Annotated in this window: 15 protein-coding genes; 10 read left to right on the forward strand and 5 right to left on the reverse strand. The window is 73.0% G+C overall.

Annotation, left to right across the window (positions count from 1 at the left end; all coding sequences use genetic code 11):
• Positions 1–45: 45 nt before the first annotated feature.
• The 6 genes from CW362_RS18310 (at position 46) to CW362_RS18335 (ending at position 11,144) form a co-directional block, all read left to right on the forward strand.
• Positions 46–5,067 carry a non-ribosomal peptide synthetase gene (locus CW362_RS18310; protein ID WP_103550568.1) on the forward strand — a complete coding sequence of 1,674 codons (5,022 nt, stop codon included), beginning with the start codon at positions 46–48 and terminating at the stop codon, positions 5,065–5,067.
• Position 5,068: 1 nt separating this feature from the next.
• On the forward strand, positions 5,069–5,782 hold the full coding sequence (locus tag CW362_RS18315; RefSeq protein WP_103550569.1) for a thioesterase II family protein: 714 nt from the start codon (positions 5,069–5,071) through the stop codon (positions 5,780–5,782).
• Complete coding sequence (locus tag CW362_RS18320; protein ID WP_240657855.1) at positions 5,779–6,624, forward strand: SDR family oxidoreductase; 846 nt, start codon at positions 5,779–5,781, stop codon at positions 6,622–6,624. Before CW362_RS18315 ends, CW362_RS18320 begins: the two co-directional genes overlap by 4 nt.
• Positions 6,625–6,656: 32 nt before the next feature.
• Positions 6,657–9,425: an amino acid adenylation domain-containing protein gene (locus CW362_RS18325; protein ID WP_103550585.1), complete on the forward strand. Its 2,769-nt coding sequence runs from the start codon at positions 6,657–6,659 to the stop codon at positions 9,423–9,425.
• Positions 9,422–10,633 carry an ATP-grasp domain-containing protein gene (locus CW362_RS18330; RefSeq protein WP_103550570.1) on the forward strand — a complete coding sequence of 404 codons (1,212 nt, stop codon included), beginning with the start codon at positions 9,422–9,424 and terminating at the stop codon, positions 10,631–10,633. Before CW362_RS18325 ends, CW362_RS18330 begins: the two co-directional genes overlap by 4 nt.
• A gap of 316 nt (positions 10,634–10,949) precedes the next feature.
• Positions 10,950–11,144, forward strand: a complete 195-nt coding sequence (locus CW362_RS18335; protein ID WP_103550571.1) for a hypothetical protein — start codon at positions 10,950–10,952, stop codon at positions 11,142–11,144.
• A 114-nt stretch (positions 11,145–11,258) separates the two neighbouring features.
• Here CW362_RS18335 and CW362_RS18340 read toward each other — a convergent pair whose 3' ends face one another.
• Positions 11,259–12,491 (reverse strand): magnesium and cobalt transport protein CorA, encoded by a 1,233-nt coding sequence (locus tag CW362_RS18340; RefSeq protein ID WP_103550572.1) that lies wholly within the window; start codon positions 12,489–12,491, stop codon positions 11,259–11,261.
• Between the two features lie 145 nt (positions 12,492–12,636).
• Here CW362_RS18340 and CW362_RS18345 point away from each other — a divergent pair, with 145 nt between their 5' ends.
• Positions 12,637–13,743: a winged helix DNA-binding domain-containing protein gene (locus CW362_RS18345; RefSeq protein ID WP_103550573.1), complete on the forward strand. Its 1,107-nt coding sequence runs from the start codon at positions 12,637–12,639 to the stop codon at positions 13,741–13,743.
• Positions 13,744–13,895: 152 nt separating this feature from the next.
• Here CW362_RS18345 and CW362_RS18350 read toward each other — a convergent pair whose 3' ends face one another.
• From CW362_RS18350 to CW362_RS18360, 3 genes are all read right to left on the reverse strand, one after another.
• The gene (locus CW362_RS18350) at positions 13,896–14,687 is read right to left on the reverse strand and encodes a S1 family peptidase (protein ID WP_103550574.1); all 792 of its coding nucleotides are present in this window, start codon (positions 14,685–14,687) and stop codon (positions 13,896–13,898) included.
• 602 nt (positions 14,688–15,289) lie between these two features.
• A complete protein-coding gene (locus CW362_RS18355) occupies positions 15,290–18,139 on the reverse strand; it encodes a helix-turn-helix transcriptional regulator (RefSeq protein WP_206300982.1) in 2,850 nt (949 codons plus the stop codon).
• A 151-nt stretch (positions 18,140–18,290) separates the two neighbouring features.
• Positions 18,291–19,142, reverse strand: coding sequence for a helix-turn-helix transcriptional regulator (locus CW362_RS18360; protein WP_103550575.1), 852 nt, complete (start codon positions 19,140–19,142; stop codon positions 18,291–18,293).
• 101 nt (positions 19,143–19,243) lie between these two features.
• On the opposite strand from CW362_RS18360, the gene CW362_RS18365 reads away from it, so the two are divergent.
• Both CW362_RS18365 and CW362_RS18370 read left to right on the forward strand, forming a co-directional pair.
• Positions 19,244–20,923 (forward strand): AMP-binding protein, encoded by a 1,680-nt coding sequence (locus CW362_RS18365; protein WP_103550576.1) that lies wholly within the window; start codon positions 19,244–19,246, stop codon positions 20,921–20,923.
• Entirely contained in the window at positions 20,920–22,527 is a 1,608-nt protein-coding gene (locus CW362_RS18370) for an AMP-binding protein (protein WP_103550577.1), read from the forward strand. Before CW362_RS18365 ends, CW362_RS18370 begins: the two co-directional genes overlap by 4 nt.
• A gap of 40 nt (positions 22,528–22,567) precedes the next feature.
• Here the strand turns inward: CW362_RS18370 and CW362_RS18375 are convergent, their stop codons facing one another.
• A complete protein-coding gene (locus tag CW362_RS18375) occupies positions 22,568–23,491 on the reverse strand; it encodes a hypothetical protein (RefSeq protein WP_103550587.1) in 924 nt (307 codons plus the stop codon).
• A 238-nt stretch (positions 23,492–23,729) separates the two neighbouring features.
• Here CW362_RS18375 and gcl point away from each other — a divergent pair, with 238 nt between their 5' ends.
• On the forward strand, positions 23,730–25,514 hold the full coding sequence (gcl, locus tag CW362_RS18380) for a glyoxylate carboligase (protein WP_103550578.1): 1,785 nt from the start codon (positions 23,730–23,732) through the stop codon (positions 25,512–25,514).
• The last annotated feature ends 62 nt before the right edge of the window (positions 25,515–25,576 follow it).

Genomic DNA, 25,576 nt, shown 5'->3' on the forward strand with positions numbered 1-25,576 from the left:
CGGACACGACTACCGACGGTTCACAGCTCAGTGCAGGAGAAACCCATGCCACTGCTCGACCCTGAGGCCAACCACTCCGTTTCGACCCCCCAGGCCGCTTACTGGCGATCCCAGTTGGCCTCGCTCACCCAGGTGCCCGGCTTCCTGGCCGACTTCCGTCCCCGCCCGGCCGAGGGCGGGCAGGCACACCCGGAGCACGGCACCCACGCCGTACGCCTCGGCACGACGCTCACCGAGCGGCTCGACCGGATCAGCCGCGACCAGCCGGAGATGCTCTCCATCGTCCTCGTCTCCGCCCTGGCGGCCCTGCTCGGCCGTCACACCGGCGAGGAGGAGGTGACGATAGCCCAGCCGACGCGCGGTGCCGCGCCCGAGTTCGCGGGCGGCCCGCTGCCGCTGCGCGTCGGGACCGGCGGTTCCCTGCGGGAGCTGCTGGGCCGGGTGGCCGCCTCCGTCCGCGAGGCGGAGGAACACCAGGACTGCGCGGTGGCCGCCCTGGCCGCCGAGCTGGGCCACACCGACGCCTTCGCCACCGCGGTGACGCTCGACGGGTTCCACGACGTCCCCGACACCTCCGGCGACGGCGTCCGTCTCACCGTCTCCCGTGACGCCGCGGAACTGGTCGTGACCCTCTCCTACGACACCGCCCGCTACGCCGGGGCGTCGATCGAACGCATCGGAGCGCACTACGCCCTGCTCCTGGAGCGGGCCGCCGCCTCGCCCGACACGCCCGTGGGCGAGATCGACCTGCGGACCGCCGAGGACGAGGCCGTCGTCGCGGCGGCCAACGCGACCGAGCACCCCTTCGACACGGAGGCCACCCTGCACGGCCTGTTCGCCGCGCAGGCCGCCCGGACCCCGGACGCACCCGCCCTGCTGAGCGACGACCGGACGGTGTCGTACGCCGAACTGGACGCACGCTCCAACCGGTTGGCCCGTACCCTGCGGGAACGAGGGGTCGGCCGGGACTCGATCGTCGCGCTGGTCGCCGAGCGGTCGCCCGAGATGATCACGGCGGTCCTGGCCGTGCTCAAGGCCGGCGGCGCCTACCTGCCCGTCGACCCGTCGTACCCGCAGGCCCGCATCGACCACCTGCTCTCCGACAGCGCCGCCCGACTCGTGCTCCACCAGGCCCGGTTCGCCTCCCTCCTCGGCGGCGCGCCCGGCCTCGACCTGGACGACGAGGCGTCGTACGCGGCGGACGGTTCGGCCCCGGAGGCGGTCTCCGGCGCGGGCGACGGGGCCTACGTCATCTACACCTCGGGCTCGACCGGGCGCCCCAAGGGCGTCCTGGTGGAGCACCGCAGCGCGGTCAACCGGCTCCAGTGGATGCAGCGCGCCTACCCCATCGGCCCCGACGACGTGGTGCTCCAGAAGACGTCGATCTCCTTCGACGTGTCGGTGTGGGAGCTGTTCTGGTGGTCGTTCACCGGAGCGGCGCTCGCCCTGCCCGCGCCCGGCGTGGAGAAGGACCCGGCCGCGCTCGTCGCCGCCCTGGACCGGCACAAGGTCACCACCACGCACTTCGTCCCGTCGATGCTGACGATGTTCCTCGGGTACCTGGCCCGGTTCGGCGACGGTGCGGGACCGGGCGCCCTGCGCCAGGTCTTCGCCAGCGGCGAGGCCCTGGGCACCCCGCAGGCCGTCAAGTTCGCCGAACTCCTGCCCGGCGCACGGCTGATCAACCTGTACGGGCCGACCGAGGCGACCGTCGACGTCACGCACCAGCCCGTCGAAGGGCTCGACGACCGGGCACGGCTGCCCATCGGCCGCCCGATCGACAACATCAGGCTGTACGTGCTCGACGCGGACGGGTGCCAGACACCGGTCGGAGTACCGGGCGAACTCCACGTCGCGGGCGTGGGCGTGGCGCGCGGCTACCTGGGCCGCCCCGAACTGACCGCCGAGAAGTTCGTCTCCGGCGAGGCGGTGCGCGCGGCGACGGGCGAGGACCGGCTGTACCGCACGGGTGACCGGGCGCGCTGGCTGCCCGACGGCACCGTCGACTACCTGGGCCGGGTCGACCTCCAGGTGAAGGTGCGCGGGTTCCGCGTGGAGCCGGGCGAGATCGAGGAGCGGCTGCGCGCCCACGACGCGGTGCGGGACGCGGCGGTCGTGGCCGTCGACGACGGATGGCAGACGTCGCTGCGCGGATTCGCCGTCCTGGACGGCGAGGCGTCCGAGGCACAGCTCAAGGAGCACGTGCGCGCCGCGCTGCCCGAGTACATGGTGCCGGGCCGGATCGTGTCCGTGGCCGAACTGCCGCTGACCCCGAACGGCAAACTGGACCGGGCCGCGCTGCGCCGTCCCGAGGCACTGCGCAAGCAGGCCCCGGCGCACGTCGCCCCGCGCGACGAGCGGGAGAGGACCCTCGCGGAGATCTGGAAGGACGTGCTGGGCCGGGAGAGGGTCGGCGTCCACGACAACTTCTTCGCGCTGGGCGGCAATTCGATCCACTTCGTGTCGGTGCTCGCCAAGTCCCGCGAGGCGGGGCTCGACTTCACCTTCCAGCAGTTGTTCAGGCACCAGACGATCGCCCTGCTCGCCGAGTCGATCGCGGCGGAGGCGGAGTCGGCGACGGTCGCCGAGGACGTCGCCGCGCGGGGCGCGTTCCAGCCGTTCGAGCTGATCTCCGAGGCGGACCGGGCGCTGCTGCCCGCGGACGCGGAGGACGCCTACCCGCTGTCGATGCTCCAGGCGGGCCTGATCTTCCAGACGGAGATCACGGGCGGTCTCGGCCAGTACCACGACGTGCTGAGCTACTCGATCACGGGCGCCTTCGACACGGAGGCGTTCACGGAGGCCGTGCGGCTGCTGACGCTGCGCCACCCGATCCTGCGGACGACGTACCACCTGACGGGCTTCAGCGAGTTCCTCCAGATCGTGCACCGGGACGTCCCGCCGCCGCTGACCGTCGCCGACCTGCGTCACCTCGACGGGGCCGGACAGGAGGCCTGGCACGAGGACTGGCTGGCGCGCGAGAAGGCCCGCCGGTTCGTGTGGGAGGAGGGCGGCCTGGTCACCCTGCACGTCCAGGTGCTGAGCGACGAGCTGTACCGGTACACCGTCAGCCAGCACAACTCGGCTCTGGACGGCTGGTCGATCTCGCTGCTGCACACGCAGCTCTTCGAGCTCTACCACCAGGTGCGCGAGGGCCGGGACACGGCGCGGCCCGCGGTCGACAACCACCTGCGCAACTTCGTCGGCCTGGAGACGGAGGCGCTGCGGTCGCCGGCGTCACGGGACTTCTGGCTGGAGGTGATGGAGGACGCGATGCCCGCCGACGTCCCGCCGAAGGCGGACGCGGTGGCGACCGACGACTTCCAGGTCGTGCTGCGCGACGTACCGCTGCCCGCGGGGCTCACCGAGCGCGTGGAGGCGACGGCCGACGCCCTCTCGGTGCCGTTCAAGGACGTGCTGCTGGCCGCGCACATGAAGGTGCTGAGCCTCGTGTCGGGCCAGGACAAGGTGATGACCGGCTACGAGCACAGCGGCCGGCCGGAGCTGCCGGGCGCGGAGACGACGCTGGGCCTGCACCTCAACACCGTCCCGTTCCAGGTCGATCTGAGCGGGGGCAGCTGGGCGGACCTGATCCGGGGGGTCTACCGCGCGGAGCTGGACCTCCTGCCGCACCGCCGGTACCCGATGGCGAAGATGAAGCAGGACCTCTCCACCCAGCGCACGCTGTTCGAGACGACGTTCAACTTCACGCACTTCTACCTGCTGAAGAACCTCCAGCAGCTGCCCGAGTTCTCGCTGCTCGACATGCGGGTCGACTCGGAGACGGAGTTCCCGTTCCGCACGGAGTTCTCCCGGCACTTCTTCGACGACGAGGTGCAGCTCTGCCTGCACTACCACACGCATCTGTACGACGAGGAGCAGATCGACCGCATCGGCGGCTACTTCGTCCGCGTCCTCGAACTGATGGCGAGCGAGCCCGACGCGCCGCACGACGCCAGGCGGCTGCTGGCCGACGAGGACCTGGCACTGCTCGGCCGCGACCGGGCCGACGAGGCGGACGTCGTCGCGCGGGTGTCCGGCGGCACGGCCGGCGAGGCCACCGTCGCCCGGATCCGGGAGGCGTGGCAGAGCGTCCTCGGACTCACCGCCGGGGAGATCGGGGCGGACGACGACTTCTTCGCGCTCGGCGGCAACTCCCTGTCGGCACTGCGGGTCGTCCTGGAACTCGACGGCCTGGTCACGCTCTCCGACCTGACCCGGGTCCCCCGGCTCACCGAACTCGCCGCGCTCGTCGAGGGGCGGGACCACGAGGAGACCGGGGAGGAGCTGCTGCACCTGCTCACCTCGAAGGCCGAGGGCGCCAGGGCGGCCGTGGTGTGCGTGCCGTACCCCTGCGGACACCCGGTGAACTTCAAGCCGCTCGCCGAGGAGATCGAGAAGCTCGACCCGTCGCTCGTGGTGTACGGCCTGGAGCCGCCCGGCCACAACCCCAGCCGGCCCGGCGAGTTCACCGACGTCGTGGAGACGGTGACGCGGACGGCGGACGAGATCGAGCGGAAGGCCGACCTGCCGCTGATCCTGTGGGGGCACTGCGGTGGCGCCGCCGTCACGGTGGAGCTGGCCCGCGTCCTGGAGGAGCGGGGCTTCGACCTGCGGCACGTGTTCATCGGGTCCAAGCTGCTGCCGCCCGCGAAGGACATGCAGGAGTCGATCGACATGATCGAGACCTGGACGGACGACGAGATCATCTCGTACATGGTCGAGGAGACCGGCTACACCGAGCTGGACGGCCTCGACCGGCGCTACACGTCCTTCATGGGCGACCTGTTCCGTCACGACGTGTGCGGGGGCTACCGCTACTTCATCGGCGTGACCGAGGAGGAGCCGGACTGGCGCATCGAGGCACCCTTCACGGTCGTCGTCGCCGACGACGACAAGGGCCTCGCGCACGCCGCCGGGGAGTACCGCTGCTGGGAGCGCGTCGCGAAGGACGTGAGCTTCCGTGAACTGGCGGGTGGCGGGCACTACTTCGTGCGCGGAAACCCCGCCGGTACCGGTGAACTGATCGCGCGGGCGTGGGCGTCCGCCGCCGAGTTGGAGGGCTGACATGCAGATCCCCGTCCTGTGCTTCCCGTTCGCGGGCGCCGGAGCCTCCGCGTTCCGCCGCTGCCAGGAGTACGGCAGCGACACCGTCCTGATCACCCCGGTCCAGCTCCCGGGCCGCGAGGAGCGGTTCGGCGAGCCGCTGTACACCGACGTGGTGTCCGCCGTCGACGACCTGCTGCCCACCGTCCTGGACCAGGTGGCGGGCAGCCCGGCCGTCGCCCTGTTCGGGCACAGCCTCGGCGCGGTCCTGGCCTACGAGATGACCCACCGCATCAGCGCGCTCGGCGGCCCCGAGGTCGTCAAGCTCTTCGTCAGCGGCTCGCCCGGACCGTGGACGCAGCGCGAGACCCGGGCCACCGGCCTGACCGACGACGAGTTCCTCCAGCAGGTCAAGGAGTTCGCCGGGTACACGCACCCGGCCCTGGAGCACCCCGACCTGCGGGAGATGCTGCTGCCTCCGCTGCGCGCCGACGTGGAGATGCACGAGAACTACCGCGCGCCGTCCGAGATGCCGCTGGACGTACCGATCGTCTCCATCCGGGGCGAGGTCGACGAACTGGTGGACCGCGCCCAGGCCGCCGAGTGGGATGCGGCGACCACGGCCGGCTGCCGTCAGGTCGAACTCCCGGGCGGCCACATGTACCTGGTCGACTCGCCCGCCGGTCTGGTCCGCCTCCTCGACGAGGAACTGGCCGCCCAGGGGGTGGGCCGGTGAACGCCGTGCGCACCGCCGCCCCGCTCACGGGCAAGGTGGCACTCGTCACGGGCGCGGCCCGTGGCATCGGCCGGGCGTGCGCCCTCGCGTACGCCCGGGCCGGGGCGGACCTGCTGCTGACCGACATCGGTGACGACCTCGACGGCGTCCCCTACCCGCTGGGCACGCGGAGCCAGTTGGAGTACACCGCCCGGATGTGCCGGGAGGAGGGCGGCACGGTGTCGACCGCCATGGCGGACGTCCGCGACCTGGAGGCCGTGCGCGCGGTCGTGGAGGGCGCCCTCGACCGGTTCGGCCGCATCGACGTCCTGCTCAACAACGCTGGTATAGCCGCCCCGTCGGGCAAGACGGTCCACGACATCACGCCCGACGAGTGGGACCTGATGCTCGACGTCGACGTCTCGGGTGCCTGGCGGATGATCCGGGCCGTGGGCGCGGCGATGACGGCCCAGCGCGCGGGCAGCGTCATCAACGTGGCGTCCACGGCGGGCCTGGTCGGCTACCGGCACTTCGCCGGGTACGTCACCGCGAAGCACGCCCTGGTCGGCCTGACCAAGGCGGCGGCCCTGGACCTCGCGCCGTTCGGGGTACGGGTGAACGCGCTGTGCCCCGGCTCGGTGCGCGACGACGACGCGGCCGAGGGCCGGATGCTCACGGAGATCGCCCGGTCCCTGGAGGTACCGGTCCAGGAGCACGAGGAGACCTTCGTGGCGGCGCAGCCCATGAACCGGCTGATCGAGCCGGAGGACGTGGCCGGTGCCGCGGTGTGGCTCGGCTCGGACGACTCGCGCCAGGTGACGGGCTCCACGGTCACCGTCGACGGCGGGTTCACGAGCCGGTGAGCGCCCGTGAGGAGTACCCGGAGGGGAAGACGATGAACGACACGGGACGACTGTGCCAGGCGCTCGCGCTGCGGGTGCACACGGGCGCCGACCCCGAGCGGCTGCGCCGGAACCTGGCGCTCGCCGCCGACGGCGCGCGCCTGTGGGTCGAGGACGTGCCCGCGGGAGCGGACTCCGGCACCGCCGCACTCCACCGCGAGCGGGAACTGTCACGGCCGGCCGACCCGCGCACCGGACCCGGGCTGCGCACGGTCCTGCTGCGGTACGAGGACGGGGCCGCGGACCTGGTCGTGGTGGCGCACCGGGCCGTGCTCGCCGACCCGTACGAGCTGGCGCAGGCGCTGCTCGTGGAGCCGGTGCGGCCGGCCGCCGTACCGCGGGAGCACGGCGAGCGGCTGCGTACCGCGCTCGCCGGACTCGACCGGACCGAGGCACCGGAGTGGGGGCTCGGCACCCCGGGCGCCACCACGACGGGGCTGCACCGCTTCTCGGTCCCGGCCGACAGCGGCGCGCCCGCCTCGCTCACGCTCAGGGCCGCACTGGGGCTGGTCCTCGCGCGCTGCACGGCCGGCGCCGAGGTCACGCTCGGCGTGGACGCCGAGCGGGCGCTGACCTTCACGGTCGACGCGTCCGCGACGGTGGCGCAGTACCTGGAGCAGGTGGACCGGGCCGTGCCCGCGACCGGCCGGGCGCCCCTGGTCGGTCTGACCACCACCGAGACGCCCGAGGCCCTGACCGGCGAGGGCGTCAAGGCGGAGCCGCTGGCGCACCGGCCCTTCCTGGACCCGGTGCACGCGCTGTCGGTGCACGTGGCCGACGACGGCTCCACGGTCCTGGGGGGAGTGGTCCAGCACCGTCACTCCGCGTTCGCGGACGCCTCGGTCGCGTGGCTGACCGGCATGCTGGTCACGGCGCACCGGGCGCTGACCGGCGCGGACCCCGGGACCCGGGTCGGCGACATACCCCTCTTCGACGAGGAGCGGCTGCGCGAGCTGGCCGTGCTCGGCGGCCTGGGCCGCGCGCCCGAGGTGCCGGACGAGCGCATCGAGCAGGTCGTGCGCGCCTGGGCCCGGAACACACCGGACGCGCCCGCCGTGTCCTTCGAGCAGCAGGAGTTGACGTACCGTCAACTGGTCGAGCGGGGCGACGAGTACGCCGCCGCGCTGCGTGATCTGGGGGTCGTGCCGGGCGACCGGGTCGGCGTCTGCCTGGAGCGGTCGCTCGACCTGGTGGTGGTGCTGCTCGCGGTGCTCACCTGCGGGGCCACGTACGTCCCGATGGACCCGGCCTATCCGGCGGACCGTCTCGCCTACACCAGCGAGGACGCCGAACTCACTCTGGTCGTAACGGAGTCGGAGACCTTCCCGCGGCGGGACGGCGCCCGGACCGTACGGCCCGACGAGCTCGCGGGGAACGGCCGGGAGCCGTTCGAACCGGCCGACCTCCCGGCCGACGCCGCCGCCTACGTCATCTACACCTCGGGCTCCACCGGCCGCCCCAAGGGCGTCGTGGTCCCGCACCGCAACGTCGGCGCGCTGATGCACGCCACGCGGGACGACTTCGGGCTCGGCGGTGACGACACCTGGACGCTCTTCCACTCCAGCGCCTTCGACTTCTCGGTGTGGGAGATCTGGGGCTGCCTGATGACGGGCGGACGCCTGGTCGTCGTGCCCTACTGGGCCTCGCGCGACCCGGCCGAGTTCGCGGCGCTGCTCGCCGCCGAGCGGGTGACGGTGCTCAGCCAGACACCGAGCGCCTTCGCCCAGCTCATGACCGCCGACCGGGAGAAGCGGGTCTCCGACTCGGTGCGCCTGGTCGTCTTCGGCGGGGAGCCGCTCGACACGAGGCCGCTGCGCTTCTGGCTCGACCGGCACCCCGAGTGGGCGTGCCGCCTGGTCAACATGTTCGGGATCACCGAGACGACCGTGCACGTCACCGCGCAGACCGTCACCCGCCGCGAGGCGCTGGCGGGTTCGCGCTCGGTCGGGCCCGCCCTGCCCGGCTGGCACCTGTACGTCCTCGACCCCGAACGCCGCGAGGTGCCCCCGGGAGTCGCCGGCGAGATCTACGTGGGCGGTCTGGGGGTGGCCGGGCAGTACCTCAACCGCCCGGAGCTGACTGCCCAGCGCTTCCTGCCCGACCCGCACGCGCCCGGCCTGATGTACCGCAGCGGCGACCGCGGGCGGCTGCTGCCCGACGGACGTCTGGAGCACCTCGGACGCCTCGACAGCCAGGTGAAGCTGCGCGGCTTCCGCATCGAGCTGGACGAGATCAGGGCGCGCCTGCTGGACGCGCCGGACGTGGGGGCCGCCGCGGTCGTCCTGAGGCAGACGGGCGACGCGGCCGACACGGCGGGTGCCCGCCTCGACGGGTACGTCGTCTTCCGCGACGGGGCCGCCGGCGACACCGCGGAGGTGCGGCAGCACGCGGCGCGCTTCCTGCCCGAGCACATGGTGCCGTCCACGCTCACCGCGCTGCCCGCGCTGCCCCTGACCCCCAACGGCAAGGTGGACACGGCACGTCTGCCCGAGCCGCTGACGCAGGGACCGGACGAGGGAGCGCCGCCCGAGGGCGACGACACCGAGTCCCGGCTGCGCGCGGTGTGGGAGAAGGTCTTCGGCTTCCGGGTCGGCCCGGACGACGACTTCTTCGCGCTCGGCGGCAACTCCCTCCTGGGCGTACGGCTGCTGGTGGCGCTGCGGACGGCGGGCATGCCCTCGTTCCCGCTGCCGCAGCTGTACCTCCACCGGACCGTGCGGGCGCTCGCCGCGCACCTCGACGGAGCGGAGGCCCGGCCGTGACGCTGCTGCTGGTCGGCGCCGGCTCGCAGGCGTACCGCGAGTACCTGCTGCGTTCCGTCGCGAAGGAGTACGAGGTCCATCTCCTCGCGGATCGGGCGCCGTTGTGGGAGGAGCCCTACCTGAGCGGGCACACGGTGGTGGACACCACGGACGTCACGGCCATGGCCGAGGCGGTACGCGGACTCCCCTACGAGGGAGTGATGACCTGGGACGACACCCGGGTCGTCCACACCGCCGAACTGGCGCGGCTGCTCGGTCTGCCGGGCAGCCCGCCGGAGGCGACGCTGCGCTGCCGCGACAAGTGGGCCACCCGCGAGGCGTTGCGCGGGGCAGGGGTGCCGCAGGCCCGGTCCGAGCTGGTCAGGTCGCTGCCCCAGGCGCGGGCCGCGGCCGCCCTCGTCGGCTACCCGCTCGTCCTCAAGCCCCGTGCGCTGAACGCGAGTACGGGCGTGGCGAAGGTCGACGAACCCGCCCTGCTCTCCAGCCGCTTCCGCCTGGCGCGCGGGGCGACGGCCCCGGGCGCGGTGGAGGTGGCACCGGGGGACGTCCTGGTCGAGCAGTACCTGGACGGTCCCGAGATCAGTGTCGACGCCGCCTGGTACGAGGGACGGATGCACCCCGCCTTCGTGGCGCGCAAGGAGTGCGGCTTCCCGCCGTACTTCGAAGAGACGGGACACCTGGTCGACGCCGGGGACCCGCTGCTCACCGATCCGGCCGTGCTCGACGTGGTGACCGCCGCGCACGCGGCGGTCGGCTTCACCACCGGCTGGACGCACACGGAGCTGCGGCTCACGGCGGAGGGCCCCAAGGTCGTCGAGATCAACGCGCGGATCGGCGGGGACCGCATCCCCGACATCGGGCGCCTCGCGCTCGGCGTCGACGCGGCGCTCGTCGCGGCACGGGTGGCCTGCGGAGTGCGGCCGGACGTACGTCCGGACCGGCGTGCCGTCGCGGCCGTGCGCTTCCACTACCCGCGGGCGGACTGCATCGCGCGCGAGGTCGTCATCGACGCGCCCGCGCTGCCCGCCCCGGTGGACACGGCCCTGGCCATCGCGTTGCCCGGCCAGGAGCTGCGCCTGCCGCCGAACGGCCATGTGTCCAGCCGCTACGCACTGGTCACGGCGGTCGGCGCGACGCACGAGGAGTGCCGCTCCGCACTGGACAAGGCGTCGACCGCCGTACGTCTGGAGGTGCTGCGCACCCTGTGACACGGGGGCCCGGCCAGCGAGGGAACCGTCCCCCGGCCGGGCCCTCGCACCACCCCTCGCGAAGGGGTGCTCGAACACCCGGCGCGACTCCGGTACGCGGCGGAACGATGATCTCGCGTCGGCCGCCGCCCTTCATCCCCCTCACCCCGGTCCCGTCCCTTGACGACCTTGCCGCTGCCCAGGGCGGACTTGAACGGTCGGCCCCGGAGCGCACCGGATCCAGCTCGGGAAGATCGCCTGCCGTCCCCTGCAACCGTTGGTCCGGGCGTCCCGTCTCACCGGGCAGATCGAAGCGCGAACCATCAGGGGGAGATCCGTGGCCGTCATCGTCCTGTCCGGGGTTCTGCTGCTCGTCGTCCTGGGATGCGTCTGCGTGTTCCGGGACGCCAGGGGCGGTGGCCCCCGCTGGGTCCACGTCGTGGCGGTCGTGACGCTCGCGGTCGGCGAGGTGGTGAGCAGCTCCGGCAGACGCGGTCGCCGCGGCGGCGGTGGTGGCGGTGACGACGACTGAGCAGCCCCGTGTCCCGTACCGCCGAGGGCTTCCGGACTGCCGTCCGCGGGTGGGGTTCCCGGCGGTCGCGTCCGCCCCGTGACGCCCCGGCGCAAGCCCCGGGCGGCCGGTTGCTCAGAGCCAGTCCTTCCGTTTGAAGACGAAGTACAGGCTCGTGCAGACGACGGCCATCAGGACGATCGCGAAGGGATACCCGAACGCCCAGTGCAGCTCCGGCATGTGGCTGAAGTTCATGCCGTAGATCGTGCCGACCAGGGTCGGGGCGAACAGGATGGCCGCCCAGGAGGAGATCTTCTTGATCTCCTCGTTCTGCTCGAAGCCCGCCTCCGCCAACGCCCGCATCTCGGCGTTCTGCTGCTGGGTGACGAGGGTCGCGTTGACGGTGAGGATGTCGGTGAGGGCCTGGCGGAAGCCGTCGACCCGCTCGCTGGTGTGGGTGACGTGGTCGGCGACGTCGCGCAGGTAGCGCTGGAGTTCCTCGTCCGTGCGGTACTTGGCGAAGCCGGCCATCAGGTTGTGCAGCATGCCGACCAGCGGGCGGGTGGCGCGCTGGAACTCGACCATCTCGCGGGAGAGTTCGTAGATGCGGCGGGACACCGCGGGGTCGCCGCGGAAGACCTCGGTCTCGATCTCGTCGATGTCGTTCTGGACGCCGGAGACCACCGGCACGTAACCGTCGACGACGGAGTCGAGGATCGCGTACAGCACGGCCTCCGGGCCGAGCCGCAGCAGTTCCGGACTGCCCTCCATGCGGCGGCGCACCGCCGAGAGATCCGGTGCCGCGCCGTGCCGGACCGTGATCACGAAGTCCGGTCCCACGAACACGTGCAGTTCGCCGAAGTCGACCTCCTCGGCCGCGTCCAGATAGCGGGCCGCGCTCAGGACGACGAAGAGCGTCTCGCCGTACCGCTCCAGCTTCGGACGCTGATGCGCCTCCATCGCGTCCTCGACGGCCAGCGGATGCAGATCGAACTCGGCGGCCAGGGAATGGAGTTCGGCCGCCGTCGGACGGGCCAGACCGATCCACGCCATGCCGTCCGGCTGCTCGCGCAGTTCACGGAAGGTCTCGGCCAGCGAAGCGGGCGCCGACACCCGCACTCCGTCGCGGTACAGGGCGGACTGGACGACGCTGACGACCTCGGGGGGCCCGGGTGCCGGGGACGGGCCGTGCGGGACCGACGGCCGCGGGGCGGGCGCGGGCGGCGGGGTCAGGGCGCGCCGCCACAGAGACCTCCGCGCGGCCCTCGCGCCCTTCGGACCCCCGGAGTCCTTCGCCTCCGTGGAGCCGTCCGTGCCACTCGTGTTCCGCGGGTCCTCCGAGGACGGGCGGGCGCGTCGCTCGGACATCGCGGCTGCCTCCAGGGTCGGACGTACGTCTGCGCGATCTCCGGGCAGGATATACGGGGCAAACGGTCCGCGGGCCGCCGTCCGGACGGGATCGGGTGAGAGTTGCGGACAGGAGGTGTCCGCGAGCGGCGCTAGCGTGCCGGGTATGACGAAGACGACCGCGACGGCCCCCGTGCTCGGCACCCGCGCCCTCAACCGCGCGACCCTCGACCGTCAGCTCCTGCTGCGCCGCTCCCCGTTGTCCGTGACGGCCGCCGTCGAGCACCTCCTCGGCCTCCAGGCGCAGAACGTGAAGCCGCCGTACTACGCCCTCGCGGCCCGCCTGGACGGCTTCGGGCCCGAGCCGCTCTCGACGGCCATGGAGGAACGCGACGTCGTCCGGATCGTCACCATGCGCTCCACCATCCACACGCACACCGCCCAGGACGCCCTCACCCTGCGTCCGCTGGTGCAGGCCGCCCGCGACCGGGAACTGGTGCACTTCCGCAAGGGGCTCACCGGTGTCGACCTGGACCGGCTCGCCGCGATCAGCCGGGAGCTGGTGGAGGCCGAACCGCGCACGATGAAGCAGCTCCGGGGGGAACTGCTCGCGCACTGGCCGCAGGCCGACCCGTTCGCCCTGACCGTCGCGGCCCGCTGCACCCTGCCGCTCGTCCAGGTCACCCCGCGCGGGCTGTGGGGCCGCAGCGGCCAGGTCGCCCTCACCACCGTCGAGCACTGGCTGGGCCGCCCGGCCGAGCCCGCCCCCGCGCCCGACGCGACCGTGCCGCGCTATCTCGCCGCCTTCGGCCCCGCCTCGGTCAAGGACATGCAGACCTGGTCCGGCCTGACCCGGCTCCGCGAGGTCTTCGAGCGGCTCCGGCCCGGTCTGGCGGTGTTCCGCGACGAGAACGGAGTGGAGCTCTTCGACCTTCCCGACGCGTCCCGGCCCGACCCGGACACCCCCGCCCCGCCCCGCTTCCTGCCCGAGTTCGACAATCTGCTGCTGTCCCACTCCGACCGCTCCCGGGTCGTCCCCGCTGACCTCAAGGGGCGTACCTGGCGGGGGAACCAGGCCTACCGCACCCTGCTCGTCGACGGTTTCGTCGCCGGCCTGTGGAAGCTGGAGGAGGGTGCGCTCGTCGTCGAACCCTTCGGGAGGCTCACGAAGGCGCAGCGCGACGAGGTCACCGAGGAGGGGGAGCGGATGCTCACGGCGATGCACGCCGGGGAGGGCCACGGCGTCCGTTTCGGCACGGTCGCGCGGCCTTGAACGCCGGCGGACGGTAGGGCGCGCGGGGAAGCCGTCCGCCGGCAGGTGTGCGGGAGGCCGAACCATTGGATGAGGGGCGTTGCGGACCGCTCGTGGAGGCTCGCAACGCCCCTCGGCTTGTACCTGAGGGGTACTCAGGAGATCATCTTCTCCTACGAGTTGACCTGCTCGGTCACCAGGCTGGAGAACGTCGTCAGGCGGGTGTAGACGCCCGGGTAACCGGCCTCCGCGCAACCCTCGCCCCAGGAGGTGATGCCGGCCAGCACGCCGTTGATGAGCAGCGGGCCGCCGCTGTCGCCCTGACAGGTGTCGACGCCGCCGGCCGCGTAACCGGCGCAGACCATGTCGGAGGCGACGTAGTCGGAGCCGTACGAGCTCGTGCAGCTGGAGTCGGACACGATCGGGACGGTCGCGGTGCGCAGCTGGTTGGAGGAGCTGCCGTTCTCCGAGGTGGTGCCCCAACCGACGATCCGGGCCGTGGTGCCGGCCGCGTACAGGCCGGTGTCCGAGGGCGAGACGTACGGCGCCGGGGTGTACGGCATCGGCGTGGACAGGGTCAGCACGGCCACGTCGTCGCCGTCGGTGGCGTCCCTGTAGTCCGGGTTGATCCAGATCCTGCCGACCCTGCCGACGGTGCCGTCCGTGCCGTTGAGGTACGTCCTGCCGCCCACCACGCGGATGCTGCTGGTGGTCTCGCCCGACACGCAGTGGGCGGCGGTCACGACCTTGTCGGCGGCGACGAGGGTGCCGCCGCAGAACTGGTTCTGCCTGGCGTCGGTGATCTGCATCATGAACGGGTACGCGGTCGTCGTGGTCGTCGTGCCGCCGACGATGGGCTGAGGAGCGGCTGCGGCGGAGGGGGCGCCGAGCAGCGTGGTGGTGGCGGCTGCGGCGGTCGCCGCACAGACGGTGGCGCTCTTCTTGACGCGGTTGAGCCCGAACATCGGTCTCCTTGAAAGTTGCCGGTGGGGGGACGCGCGGGTGTGGGGGGACTGAGTCACGGCACCTCTGGGTGGGGTGTCGTAGGCCCGAGCGAGCGGCACGGCCACACGCTAGGGGGTGGGACCGCTCCCTCCCAATGGGGGAACCCCCTAGTGGAGCCGGGGGAGGGAAAACCCTTGCACGGCGCAGGCCGTGTTTGACGGGGGCGCCGTCCGGTTGGTCCCGGCCCGGGGGCCCCGCCCGTCCGACGCACGTTCACCCGGAGGAGTCACCCAGCAGCCATACCGCCCCGGCCCGGGGCTCTACCGCCACGGGCCGGAGCGTCACCGCCTTGGCCCGCAGTCTCACCGGTCCGGCCGCTTCCCGCAGGACCCACGTCATCGCTTCGGCCCGGCGGCCCCTGACCCGACCGCGCCCCGCCACCGACGGCACGACGAACGGTCCCCGGTCCGGCCGCAGGTGTCGGCGGTGGTGCGGCGAACGGCTCCCGGTCCGGCTGCGGCTCGCCGGAGACCGCCCGGTCCGAACGGCCTTCCGGCTGCGGCCCGCCGGAGCCGGCTCCCCGGCGTCGCACGGGACGACGCGCCACCGGTCCGCGACCGCGTCAGTCGGGCCTGCGCTCCGCCGCCAGCCGCACGATGTCGACCCGCGACCGTATCCCCAGCTTCCGGTACACCCGGGTGAGGGTGGCCTCCACGGTCTTGACGCTGATGAACAGGCGCCCGGCGATCTCGCGGTTGGTGGCGCCCTCCATGACCAGGGCGGCGACCTGACGCTCGGTGGCCGCGAGGGTGTCGAGGGCGGCGGGGGCGAGGGGCGGCGCGGCCGGCGGGTGCGCGGCCGCCGCCTCGATCTGCCGGAGCCAGGGCAGCGCACGGCACCGGCGGAACAGCCGGGCCGCCTCGTCGTAGGAGGCGGGCCCGGGTACGACGGTCCCCCCTGCCCGGGCGGAGCCGGCGGCCTGGGGGAAGGTGCGCAGACCGGCGAGGGCGTACGCGGCGCGGGCCTCCTCCAGGCCGTAGCCCAGCTTGCCGAGGCGGTCCTGCGCGGAGGCCAACTGGCGTTCCGCCGGTCCCTGTTCGCCGCGCGCGGCCCGGACCAGCGCCTCGGCGCGGTCGAGCACGGCGAGCACGCTCTCGCGTTCCAGCCTGAGCGCGCGCCGGCGGGTCACGTCGATGACGTCCTGCGCCTCCGCGGTCTCGCCGATCCTGACCAGGGCCTCGGCGAGGTCCCCGTGCCAGCGGCCCCGGGCGGGGTCGATGACACCGAGCCCCTCCTCCAGTTCCCGGACCCGGCGCAGGGAGCCCACCGCGGCCGACGCGTCCCCGGCGACCAGTTGGGCGTGCCCGAGGGCGCCCAGGGCGCGCGAGAGGTAGACCATGTCGCCGTCCTCCTCGGCGCGGTCCACGGCCTCGCGGGCGAGCGAGAGCGCCCGGTCCACGTCACCGCCCGCCGCCTCGGCGAGCGAGGTGAACATGGCGGTGGCCGCCTCGCCGATGCCGGTGTCGCGGGCCAGCCGCAGGCTCTCCCGGGCCAGGTCGAGGGCGCGGCCGCAGTGACCGGAGCGCAGCTCGGTCTCGGCCAGGCCGCGCAGGAAGTGCAGTTCGCTCTCGACCATGCCGCGCCGCTGCACCTCGCGCAGCAGCGTGGTGATGGCGGTACGGGCCTCGGCGAGCCGGTCGCCCATGATGAGCCAGCGGAAGCGGGCGGCGCCGGCGCCGTTGTGGTCGCAGGCGACCCGCGGGTCCTGCGGCTCACGCATCGCCCGCTGGATCGTCGAGGGCGCGTCCGGGTGCCCCATCAGGGTCTCCATCTGCGCCTGGAAGCCGAGCGCGAGGAGTTCGGTGCGCCGGTCCCCGGCGCGTGCCGCGAGCCGCGCGGACCGGGCGGCCTCCTCACGGGCCTTGGTCATCTCGCCGTCCATCAGCAGGGCCCGCCAGCCGAGCTGGTAGCGCACGAGGGCGACCAGGCCCGGATCGTCGCCCGCGTCGGCGAGCGCCTGCGGGAAGACGGCGTCGATCTCGGCCATGGCCTGTCCGGCGGAGTCGACGACGATCATCCAGGCCCGGACCCGTTCGGCGGGGGCGGTGGCTCGTGACAGCACCTGGCGGGCGATGTCCCGGGCGAGGTCCGTCTCCCCGGCCGTCAGCGCGTCCTCGGCGGCCCCCAGCCGCCGCTCGTCCGGGCCGGGCAGCGCGTCGGCCGGCGTGTGGCGGGCGGCGAGCAGTCCGAGCCCGACGGCGACGGAGGGGGCGCCGCGGTCACGGGCGGCGGCCGCGGCCTCGCCGAGCCGGGCGGCGACCGCGGGGTCGGTGCCGATGGTGGCCAGCGCGAGGTGCCGGGCCCGCTCGATGGGGTCGGAGGCCGCGCGGGACAGGGCGGAGTGCGCGGCGCGCCGCTCCTGCGCGTCGGCCTCCGCGTACAGGGCGGCCGAGACGAGCGGGTGCGCGAAACGGATGCCGGGCGCGTCGCGTTCGGTGGAGAGGAGCCCGAGGGCGGCGGCCGAGCCGGTCTCGGCCTCGGCGTTCTCCCGGCCCGCCGCGTGCAGCAGGGCCAGGGTCGGGCGGGCTCCCGCGCTCGCCACCAGCAGGGTGTGGCGGGCCTCGGCGGACAGCATGTCCAGGCGGCTCAGGACGAGTGCGCGCAGGGACGTCGGCACGGGCAGCGGCTCGCCCGGACTCGGCCGGGTGGGGGACTCGGCGAGGGCGCGGCCCAGCTCCAGCGCGAAGAGCGGATTGCCGCCGCTGGTGCGGTGGATGTCGCGCACGGTGGAGCGGGGCAGGCCGGTGTAGCCGCGCCGCGCGAGGAGTTCGGCCACCTTGGCGCGGGCCAGCGGGGCGACCCGCAGGGCCAGGGTCTCCGGGACAGACGCGCGGAGAAAGCGGTCGTGGTCCTGTGCCTGGGGCTCGGTCTCCGTACGGACCGCGGTGAGCATGCGGACCGGGGTGCCGCCGAGCCTGCGGGCGGCGAAGCCGAGGAGTTCGGCGCTGGCCGGGTCGAGCCACTGCAGGTCGTCCGCGACGATCAGCACCGGCCCCCGCGCGGCCAGGGCGCGGAACGCCGACAGCACCGCGAGCCGCAGCGCCAGGCCGTCGCGCTGGAGGGTGGACTCACCGCGGCCGGTGAGCGCCGACTCCAGGGCGGTGCGCTGCGGGGCGGGCAGCCGGTCGGCTATCTCGTCGACGACCAGGCCGAGGAGGTCGGCCAGGGCGAGGAAGGGGAGATGGGATTCGGACTCGGTGGCCGAGCAACGCAAGACGGTCCGCGCCGATTCGGCGCATTCGGCGGCCAGCGCCCGCAGGACGGTCGACTTTCCTATTCCCGCCGGCCCGTGCACGAGCACACTGCCGCCCCCGGACAGCTGCTCGCGTGCCCCCGCGAAGAGTTCCTCCCGGCCGATGACCAGGTCGGGGCGTGATCTGGCAGGTTCATGGAAGTCCCCTCGCACGGTCACCGCTCCCCTCGTGTGTCGTGTCCTGGCCAATATTAGGCAAGGTCTCTTTGAATTTCGGACAGTCCGGGTGGTGAGGGAAATAACAGATGTTGCGCATACGTCATTTCACCGTCCGGACGATTGAATGGAGGGTGCCGAAGCGGACGGTGCGCTAAGGCAGCACCCCGGCCCGGCGCGCGGCGACGACCGCCTCCAGACGAGTGTGCGCGCCGAGCCTGCGCATCGCCGAACGCAGGTACCCCTTGACCGTCTCCGGACGCAGCCCCAGCCGCTCGGCGGCGGCCGCGTTGGTCGCCCCCGCCGCGACGCAGGCGAGGACGTCCACCTCGCGCGGAGCCAGCCCGACCTCGCGCGGCGCCCCCGCGGACGGGGCCACCGCACCGGCCAGCCGGCCGCACACCGAGAGCAGCTCGGCCCGCAGGCGCGGGTCGGCGATCCGCGGGGCCAGCGCCCGCAGCGCCCCGTGCGCCTCGCGCACCTCCTCCCAGGCCGCGTCCTTCGCCGCTCCCGCCGCGGGGCCGGGCCCGCGGACGGCGTCGAGCAGATCGCGGGCCTCGTCCCGGACGACCAGCGCCTGCTCCACGTCCCGGGCCGCCGCGACGGCCGCTCCCAGCGCCCGGTCGCCCAGCGGCCGGGCCGTCCTCAGGGCGCCGTACAGCACTCCGCGCACCCGGCGCCGCACGACGACGGGGACCGCGAGCACCGAGCACAGTCCCTCCGTCGCCACCGCCGTGTCGTACTCGTGGCTGATCTGCCGCGAGGCCGGGTAGTCGCTCACCGCGCAGGGCCGGGCGAGGGCCACCGCCTTGCCGCCCAGGCCGTTGCCCGAGGAGACCGCGAGCGCGCTCAGGGCGGGCGTCGCCGTACCGCTCAGCTCGCTGATGCGCACCAGCCGCCCCCCGGGGTCCACCAGGCCGCCGAAGGCCACCGGCAGTCCCGTGGCACGCCGCAGCCGTACCAGCGCGGCGCGCACTTCCACCGACTCGGCCGTGTCTGCTGCCACCTGCTCACCCCTTCGTCGCGGCGCACCCCCGTTCGGGGGTGGTGAGACCTGCATCACGGAATACACGATGGTAGGCGGCGGTCCGGCAACGAGGAGGACACATGACGGCGACGACGGGCAGGGCGGAGGAGTTCCGTGCCGCACGGGACTTCCTGCTGGAGCACCGGACGGACCACACCACGGCCTACGAGGGCTTCCGCTGGCCCCGCCCGGAGCTCTTCAACTGGGCCCTCGACTGGTTCGACGTCATCGCGCGCGACAACGACCGCACCGCCCTGCACATCGTGGAGGAGGACGGCGGACGTGTCGAGGTCTCCTTCGCCGAGATGTCCGAGCGCTCGAACCGGGTGGCCAACTGGCTGCGCGAGCGGGGCGTGGGCGCCGAGGACCGCGTCCTCGTCATGCTCGGCAACCAGGTCGAGCTGTGGGAGACGGCGCTGGCCGCGATGAAGCTGCGCGCCGTCGTCATCCCGGCCACCCCGCTGCTGGGCCCCGCCGATCTGGAAGACCGGGTCGAGCGCGGCCGGGTGCGGCACGTCGTGGTGCGGGCCGAGGACGCCGGGAAGTTCGACGCGGTGCCGGGGGACTACACCCGGATCGCCGTCGGCGGCACCCGCCCCGGCTGGCACGCCTACGAGGAGACGGCCGACGCCGACGCCGTCTTCGAGCCCGACGGACCCACCCACGCCGACGACCCCCTGATGCTCTACTTCACCTCGGGCACCACCGCCCGCCCCAAGCTGGTGGAGCACACCCACGTCTCGTACCCGATCGGCCACCTGGCCACCATGTACTGGATCGGGCTGAAGCCCGGGGACGTCCATCTGAACATCTCCTCACCCGGCTGGGCCAAGCACGCCTGGTCGAACCTCTTCGCGCCGTGGAACGCGGAGGCGACCGTCTTCCTGTACAACTACACGCGCTTCGACGCGGGCCGGCTGATGGCGGAGATGGACCGGGCCGGCGTCACCACCTTCTGCGCCCCGCCCACCGTGTGGCGCATGCTCATCCAGGCCGACCTGGGGCTGCTGCGGACCCCGCCGCGCGAGGTCGTCGCCGCGGGCGAGCCGCTGAACCCCGAGGTCATCGAGCAGGTCAGGCGGGCCTGGGGCGTCACCATCAGGGACGGCTTCGGGCAGACGGAGACCGCCGTCCAGGTGTCCAACAGCCCCGGTCAGCGGCTCAAGACCGGCTCCATGGGCCGTCCCAGCCCCGGTTTCCGCGTCGAACTGCTCGATCCCGTCACGGGCGCGCCCGGCGCCACGGAGGGCGAGATCTGCCTCGACCTGTCCGAGCGCCCGGTGGGCCTGATGACCGGCTACCACGGCGACCCCGACCGCACGGCGGAGGCGATGGCGGGCGGCTACTACCGCACCGGGGACATCGGCTCGCGCGACGCCGACGGCTACATCACCTACGTCGGCCGCGCCGACGACGTGTTCAAGGCCTCCGACTACAAGATCTCGCCCTTCGAGCTGGAGAGCGCGCTCCTGGAGCACGAGGCGGTCGCCGAGGCCGCCGTGGTCCCGGCCCCCGACGAACTGCGCCTCGCCGTCCCGAAGGCGTACGTCGTCCTCGCCGCCGGGTACGAGCCCGGCCCCGACACCGCCAAGCTCCTCTTCGAGCACGCGCGCACGGTGCTCTCGCCGTACAAGCGCATCCGCCGTCTGGAGTTCGGCGAGCTGCCCAAGACCGTCTCCGGCAAGATCCGCCGGATCGAGCTGCGCGAGGCCACGGCCGCCGGCTCGGACGCCGAGTACCGCGAGGAGGACTTCCGATGAGTGAACTGTCGTACGCGCACGGGACGGGCGGCACGGCGCTGCTCGGCGACACCATCGGGGCGAACCTGGAGAGGGCCGTCGCCGCCTGGCCGGAACGGGAGGCGCTGGTCGACGTGCCCTCGGGGCGGCGCTGGACGTACGCGCAGTTCGGCGCGGCGGTGGACGAGCTGGCGTACGCGCTGCTCGCGTCCGGGGTCGCCAAGGGCGACCGGGTGGGCGTCTGGGCGGTCAACTGCCCCGAGTGGGTGCTCGTCCAGTACGCCACCGCCCGCGTCGGCGCGGTCATGGTGAACATCAACCCGGCCTACCGCACCCACGAGGTCGAGTACGTCCTGAACCAGGCCGGGATCTCGCTGCTGTTCGCCTCCCTCAGCCACAAGACCAGCGACTACCGGACGATGGTCGAGGAAGTGCGGCACAGGTGCCCGGAGTTGAAGGAGACCGTCTACATCGGCGACCCGGGCTGGGACGCGCTGATCCGTCGGGGCACCCCCGACCTGCGGGGCGAACTCCAGGCACGTGAGGCCGAGTTGTCCTGCGACGACCCCATCAACATCCAGTACACCTCGGGCACGACGGGCTTCCCCAAGGGGGCCACGCTCTCCCACCACAACATCCTCAACAACGGCTATTTCGTGGGTGAGTCGATCGCCTACTCCGAACAGGACCGGGTCTGCATCCCGGTGCCCTTCTACCACTGCTTCGGCATGGTCATGGGGAACCTCGCCGCCACCTCGCACGGCGCGTGCATGGTGATCCCGGCCCCGTCGTTCGACCCGGCGGCGACGCTGCGGGCCGTCCAGCAGGAGCGGTGCACCTCGCTGTACGGCGTGCCCACCATGTTCATCGCCGAGTTGAACCTCCCCGACTTCGCGGAGTACGACCTGTCCACCCTGCGCACCGGCATCATGGCGGGCTCGCCCTGTCCGGTCGAGGTGATGAAACGGGTGGTCGCCGAGATGCACATGGAGGAGGTCTCCATCTGCTACGGCATGACGGAGACCTCGCCCGTCTCGCTCCAGACCCGCCGGGACGACGACCTCGAACACCGCACGGGCACCGTCGGCCGGGTCCTGCCGCACCTGGAGGTCAAGGTCGTCGACCCGGTGGACGGGGTGACCCGGCCGCGCGGCACCGCCGGGGAACTGTGCACCCGCGGCTACAGTGTGATGCTCGGCTACTGGAACGAACCCGAGAAGACGGCCGAGGCCGTCGACGCGGGGCGCTGGATGCACACGGGCGACCTCGCCGTGATGCGCGAGGACGGGTACGTCGAGATCGTCGGCCGCATCAAGGACATGATCATCCGGGGCGGCGAGAACATCTACCCGCGCGAGATCGAGGAGTTCCTGTACGCCCATCCGAAGATCGCCGACGTCCAGGTGGTCGGGGTCCCGCACGAGCGCTACGGCGAGGAGGTGCTCGCCTGCGTCATCCCGCGCGACCCGGCCGACCCCCTCACCCTGGACGAGCTGCGCGCGTTCTGCGAGGGCAGGCTGGCGCACTACAAGGTCCCGAGCCGGCTGCGCATCCTGGAGACCTTCCCGATGACGGTCTCGGGGAAGGTGCGGAAGATCGAACTGCGGGAGACGTACGCCGAGTAGGCGCCCGGAGCGCTCCCGGTGCGGTGCCCGTGGCCGGTGGTCAGTCCGTGACGGCGATGAGTTCGTCGGCCGGGCTGTTCACCGGCCGGGGGGTGCCCGTGAGGTCCAGGACGAAGAGGGGGACGCCGAGGGCGTCGGCGCGGGCGCGGGCGTCCTCGGCGTACCCGGTCAGGGAGAAGAAGACGCAGTCCGAGGATTCCGTCATGGCGGTCAGCCACAGGCACTCCACGTCGCGCAGCGAGGCCGGCCGCGCGGTGGGGTCCACCTGGGCCAGGATGCCGCGCGCGGCGAGCCCGATCCCGGTCGTGGGCCGCTGGTCCGCGCGCCGGATGTCGCGGTAGCCGAGCCAGCCCAGATACAGCGCGGCGGCGGTGACGGCGTCGCGCGCGGTACGGATGGTGACGGGCCGGAACGCGGGCCTCCGGCCGGCCTCGCCGTCCCTGCCGTCCCCGCCGTCACGACCGGGCCGCCCGCTTCCACGGCGGTCCGAACCGGTTCCGCCTTCGGCCTCCCCTTCAGGGGGAACGCCGACGGAGGCTTCCCGGTCCCGCCCGGGTCCGCCACTCCGTGCCGGGCCGGCCTTTTCGTCGTGGAGTTCGCCCTCGCCGCCGCCCCGGAACGCGTCGGCCGCCGCTCCCCGGTTCCTGCCGCGGTCGCCGTCCTCGGCGGCCCGGGGCGCGGCGGGGCCGGGGTGCCGTCCCGGGGCCGTTCGCAGTGGGATGCGCAGCGTCGTCCCGCAGGAGCAGCCCAGTTCGGGGTGGGGCCACTGGGTCTCGCGGCCGCAGGCTTCGCACCGGACCGCGGTCCATTCGTCGTCCCACGCGCGATGGACGACGGGGGCCGGTTCCGCGAGCCGGTCGAGCGGTGCCGCCACGGGCGATCCGCACACACAGGGGTAGGACGGCACCGCGTACAGGTGCTCGCGGCGGCAGGCCGGACACCGCACCGGCACGCTCTCGGGCATGGCCCACTCCAGAAGCTCACATCGGATCGGCGCGTCCATCGTCCTCCTGCCGGGCGGTGTCCGGCAGCGAAACGCCGCGACGCGCACCGGCTCGGCGCACCGCCCGCCCTTGACGCTCCCCGCCCCGAAGCCTACATTCCTTCCAGATAGTAGAAGTAATTTTCCATGATGCGGAATAATCGGCTCTCCGCGGGGCGCGGCGGGAGCACGAGTCCGACAGTCCGGGCAGGAGTACTCCATGGCTCGTATGACCGCTGCCCGCGCGGCAGTCGAGATCCTCAAGCGCGAGGGCGTGACCCACGCGTTCGGCGTTCCGGGCGCGGCGATCAACCCCTTCTACGCGGCGCTCGAGGCGTCCGGCGGGATCGGCCACACCCTCGCCCGGCACGTCGAGGGCGCCTCGCACATGGCGGAGGGCTACACCCGGACGCGCCCGGGCAACATCGGTGTCTGCGTGGGCACTTCGGGCCCCGCCGGAACCGACATGATCACCGGCCTCTACTCCGCGAGCGGCGACTCCGTCCCGATCCTGTGCATCACCGGCCAGGCGCCGACCGCAGTGATCCACAAGGAGGACTTCCAGGCCGTCGACATCGCCGCGATCGCGCGCCCCGTGACCAAGGCGGCGGTCACCGTGCTGGAGGCGGCGCAGGTTCCCGGTGTCCTCCAGCAGGCGTTCCACCTCATGCGTTCCGGGCGCCCCGGGCCCGTCCTCGTCGACCTGCCCGTCGACGTCCAGCTCACCGAGATCGAGTTCGACCCCGGGACGTACGAGCCGCTCCGGGCGTACAAGCCCGCCGCGACCCGCGCCCAGATCGAGAAGGCGGTCGGGATGCTGAACGCGTCCGAGCGCCCGCTGATCGTGGCCGGCGGCGGGGTCGTCAACGCCGACGCCGCCGAACTCCTCGTCGAATTCGCTGAATTGACGGGCATTCCGGTCGTCCCCACGCTCATGGGGTGGGGCGTGCTGCCCGACGACCACGAGCTCAACGCGGGCATGGTGGGCCTACAGACCTCGCACCGCTACGGCAACGCCACCTTCCTGGAGTCCGACTTCGTCCTCGGCATCGGCAACCGCTGGGCCAACCGCCACACCGGCAGGCTGGACGTCTACACGGCGGGCCGTACCTTCGTGCACGTCGACGTCGAGCCCACCCAGCTCGGACGGATCTTCGCCCCGGACCTCGGCATCGCCTCCGACGCCGGGGCCGCCCTGGAGCTCTTCGTCGAGGTGGCGGGGGAACTGAAGGCGGCGGGCGGACTGCCCGACCGTTCCGCGTGGGCCGCCTCGGCGCAGGAGAGGCGGGCCACCCTCCAGCGCCGGACGCACTTCGACGACGTCCCGATCAAGCCGCAGCGCGTCTACGAGGAGATGAACAAGGCCTTCGGCCCCGAGACCCGGTACGTCACCACCATCGGTCTCTCGCAGATCGCCGGCGCCCAGCTGCTGCACGTCTACCGGCCGCGCCACTGGATCAACTGCGGTCAGGCGGGCCCGCTCGGCTGGACCGTCCCGGCCGCGCTCGGCGTCGCCAGGGCCGACCCCGGCGCGCAGGTCGTCGCGCTCTCCGGCGACTACGACTTCCAGTTCATGATCGAGGAACTGGCCGTCGGGGCCCAGCACCGGATCCCGTACGTCCATGTCCTCGTGAACAACGCCTACCTGGGCCTGATCCGGCAGGCGCAGCTCGGTCTGGACATCGACTTCCAGGTCAACCTGGAGTTCGAGAACATCAACTCACCGGAGCTCGGCGTCTACGGCGTCGACCACGTCAAGGTCGTCGAGGGCCTCGGCTGCAAGGCGATCCGGGTCACCGACCCGGGCGAACTCGGCGCCGCCTTCGAGCGGGCCAAGAAGCTCGCCGCCGAGTTCCAGGTCCCCGTCGTCGTCGAGGCGATCCTGGAGCGCGTCACCAACATCTCCATGAGCAGGACGAACGACATCGGAGACGTGGTCGAGTTCGAGGAGATCGCGACCGAACCGGGCCACGCGCCCACCGCGATCAGGACACTGAAGGTCTGACGCGCACCGCCCACGTCCCCTCGGCCGCCCGCACCTCCCGGCCGTCCGCACCCCCCCGGCCG

Origin of the sequence: Streptomyces populi (assembly GCF_002911015.1) — a bacterium.
Classification (GTDB): Bacteria; Actinomycetota; Actinomycetes; order Streptomycetales; family Streptomycetaceae; genus Streptomyces; species Streptomyces populi.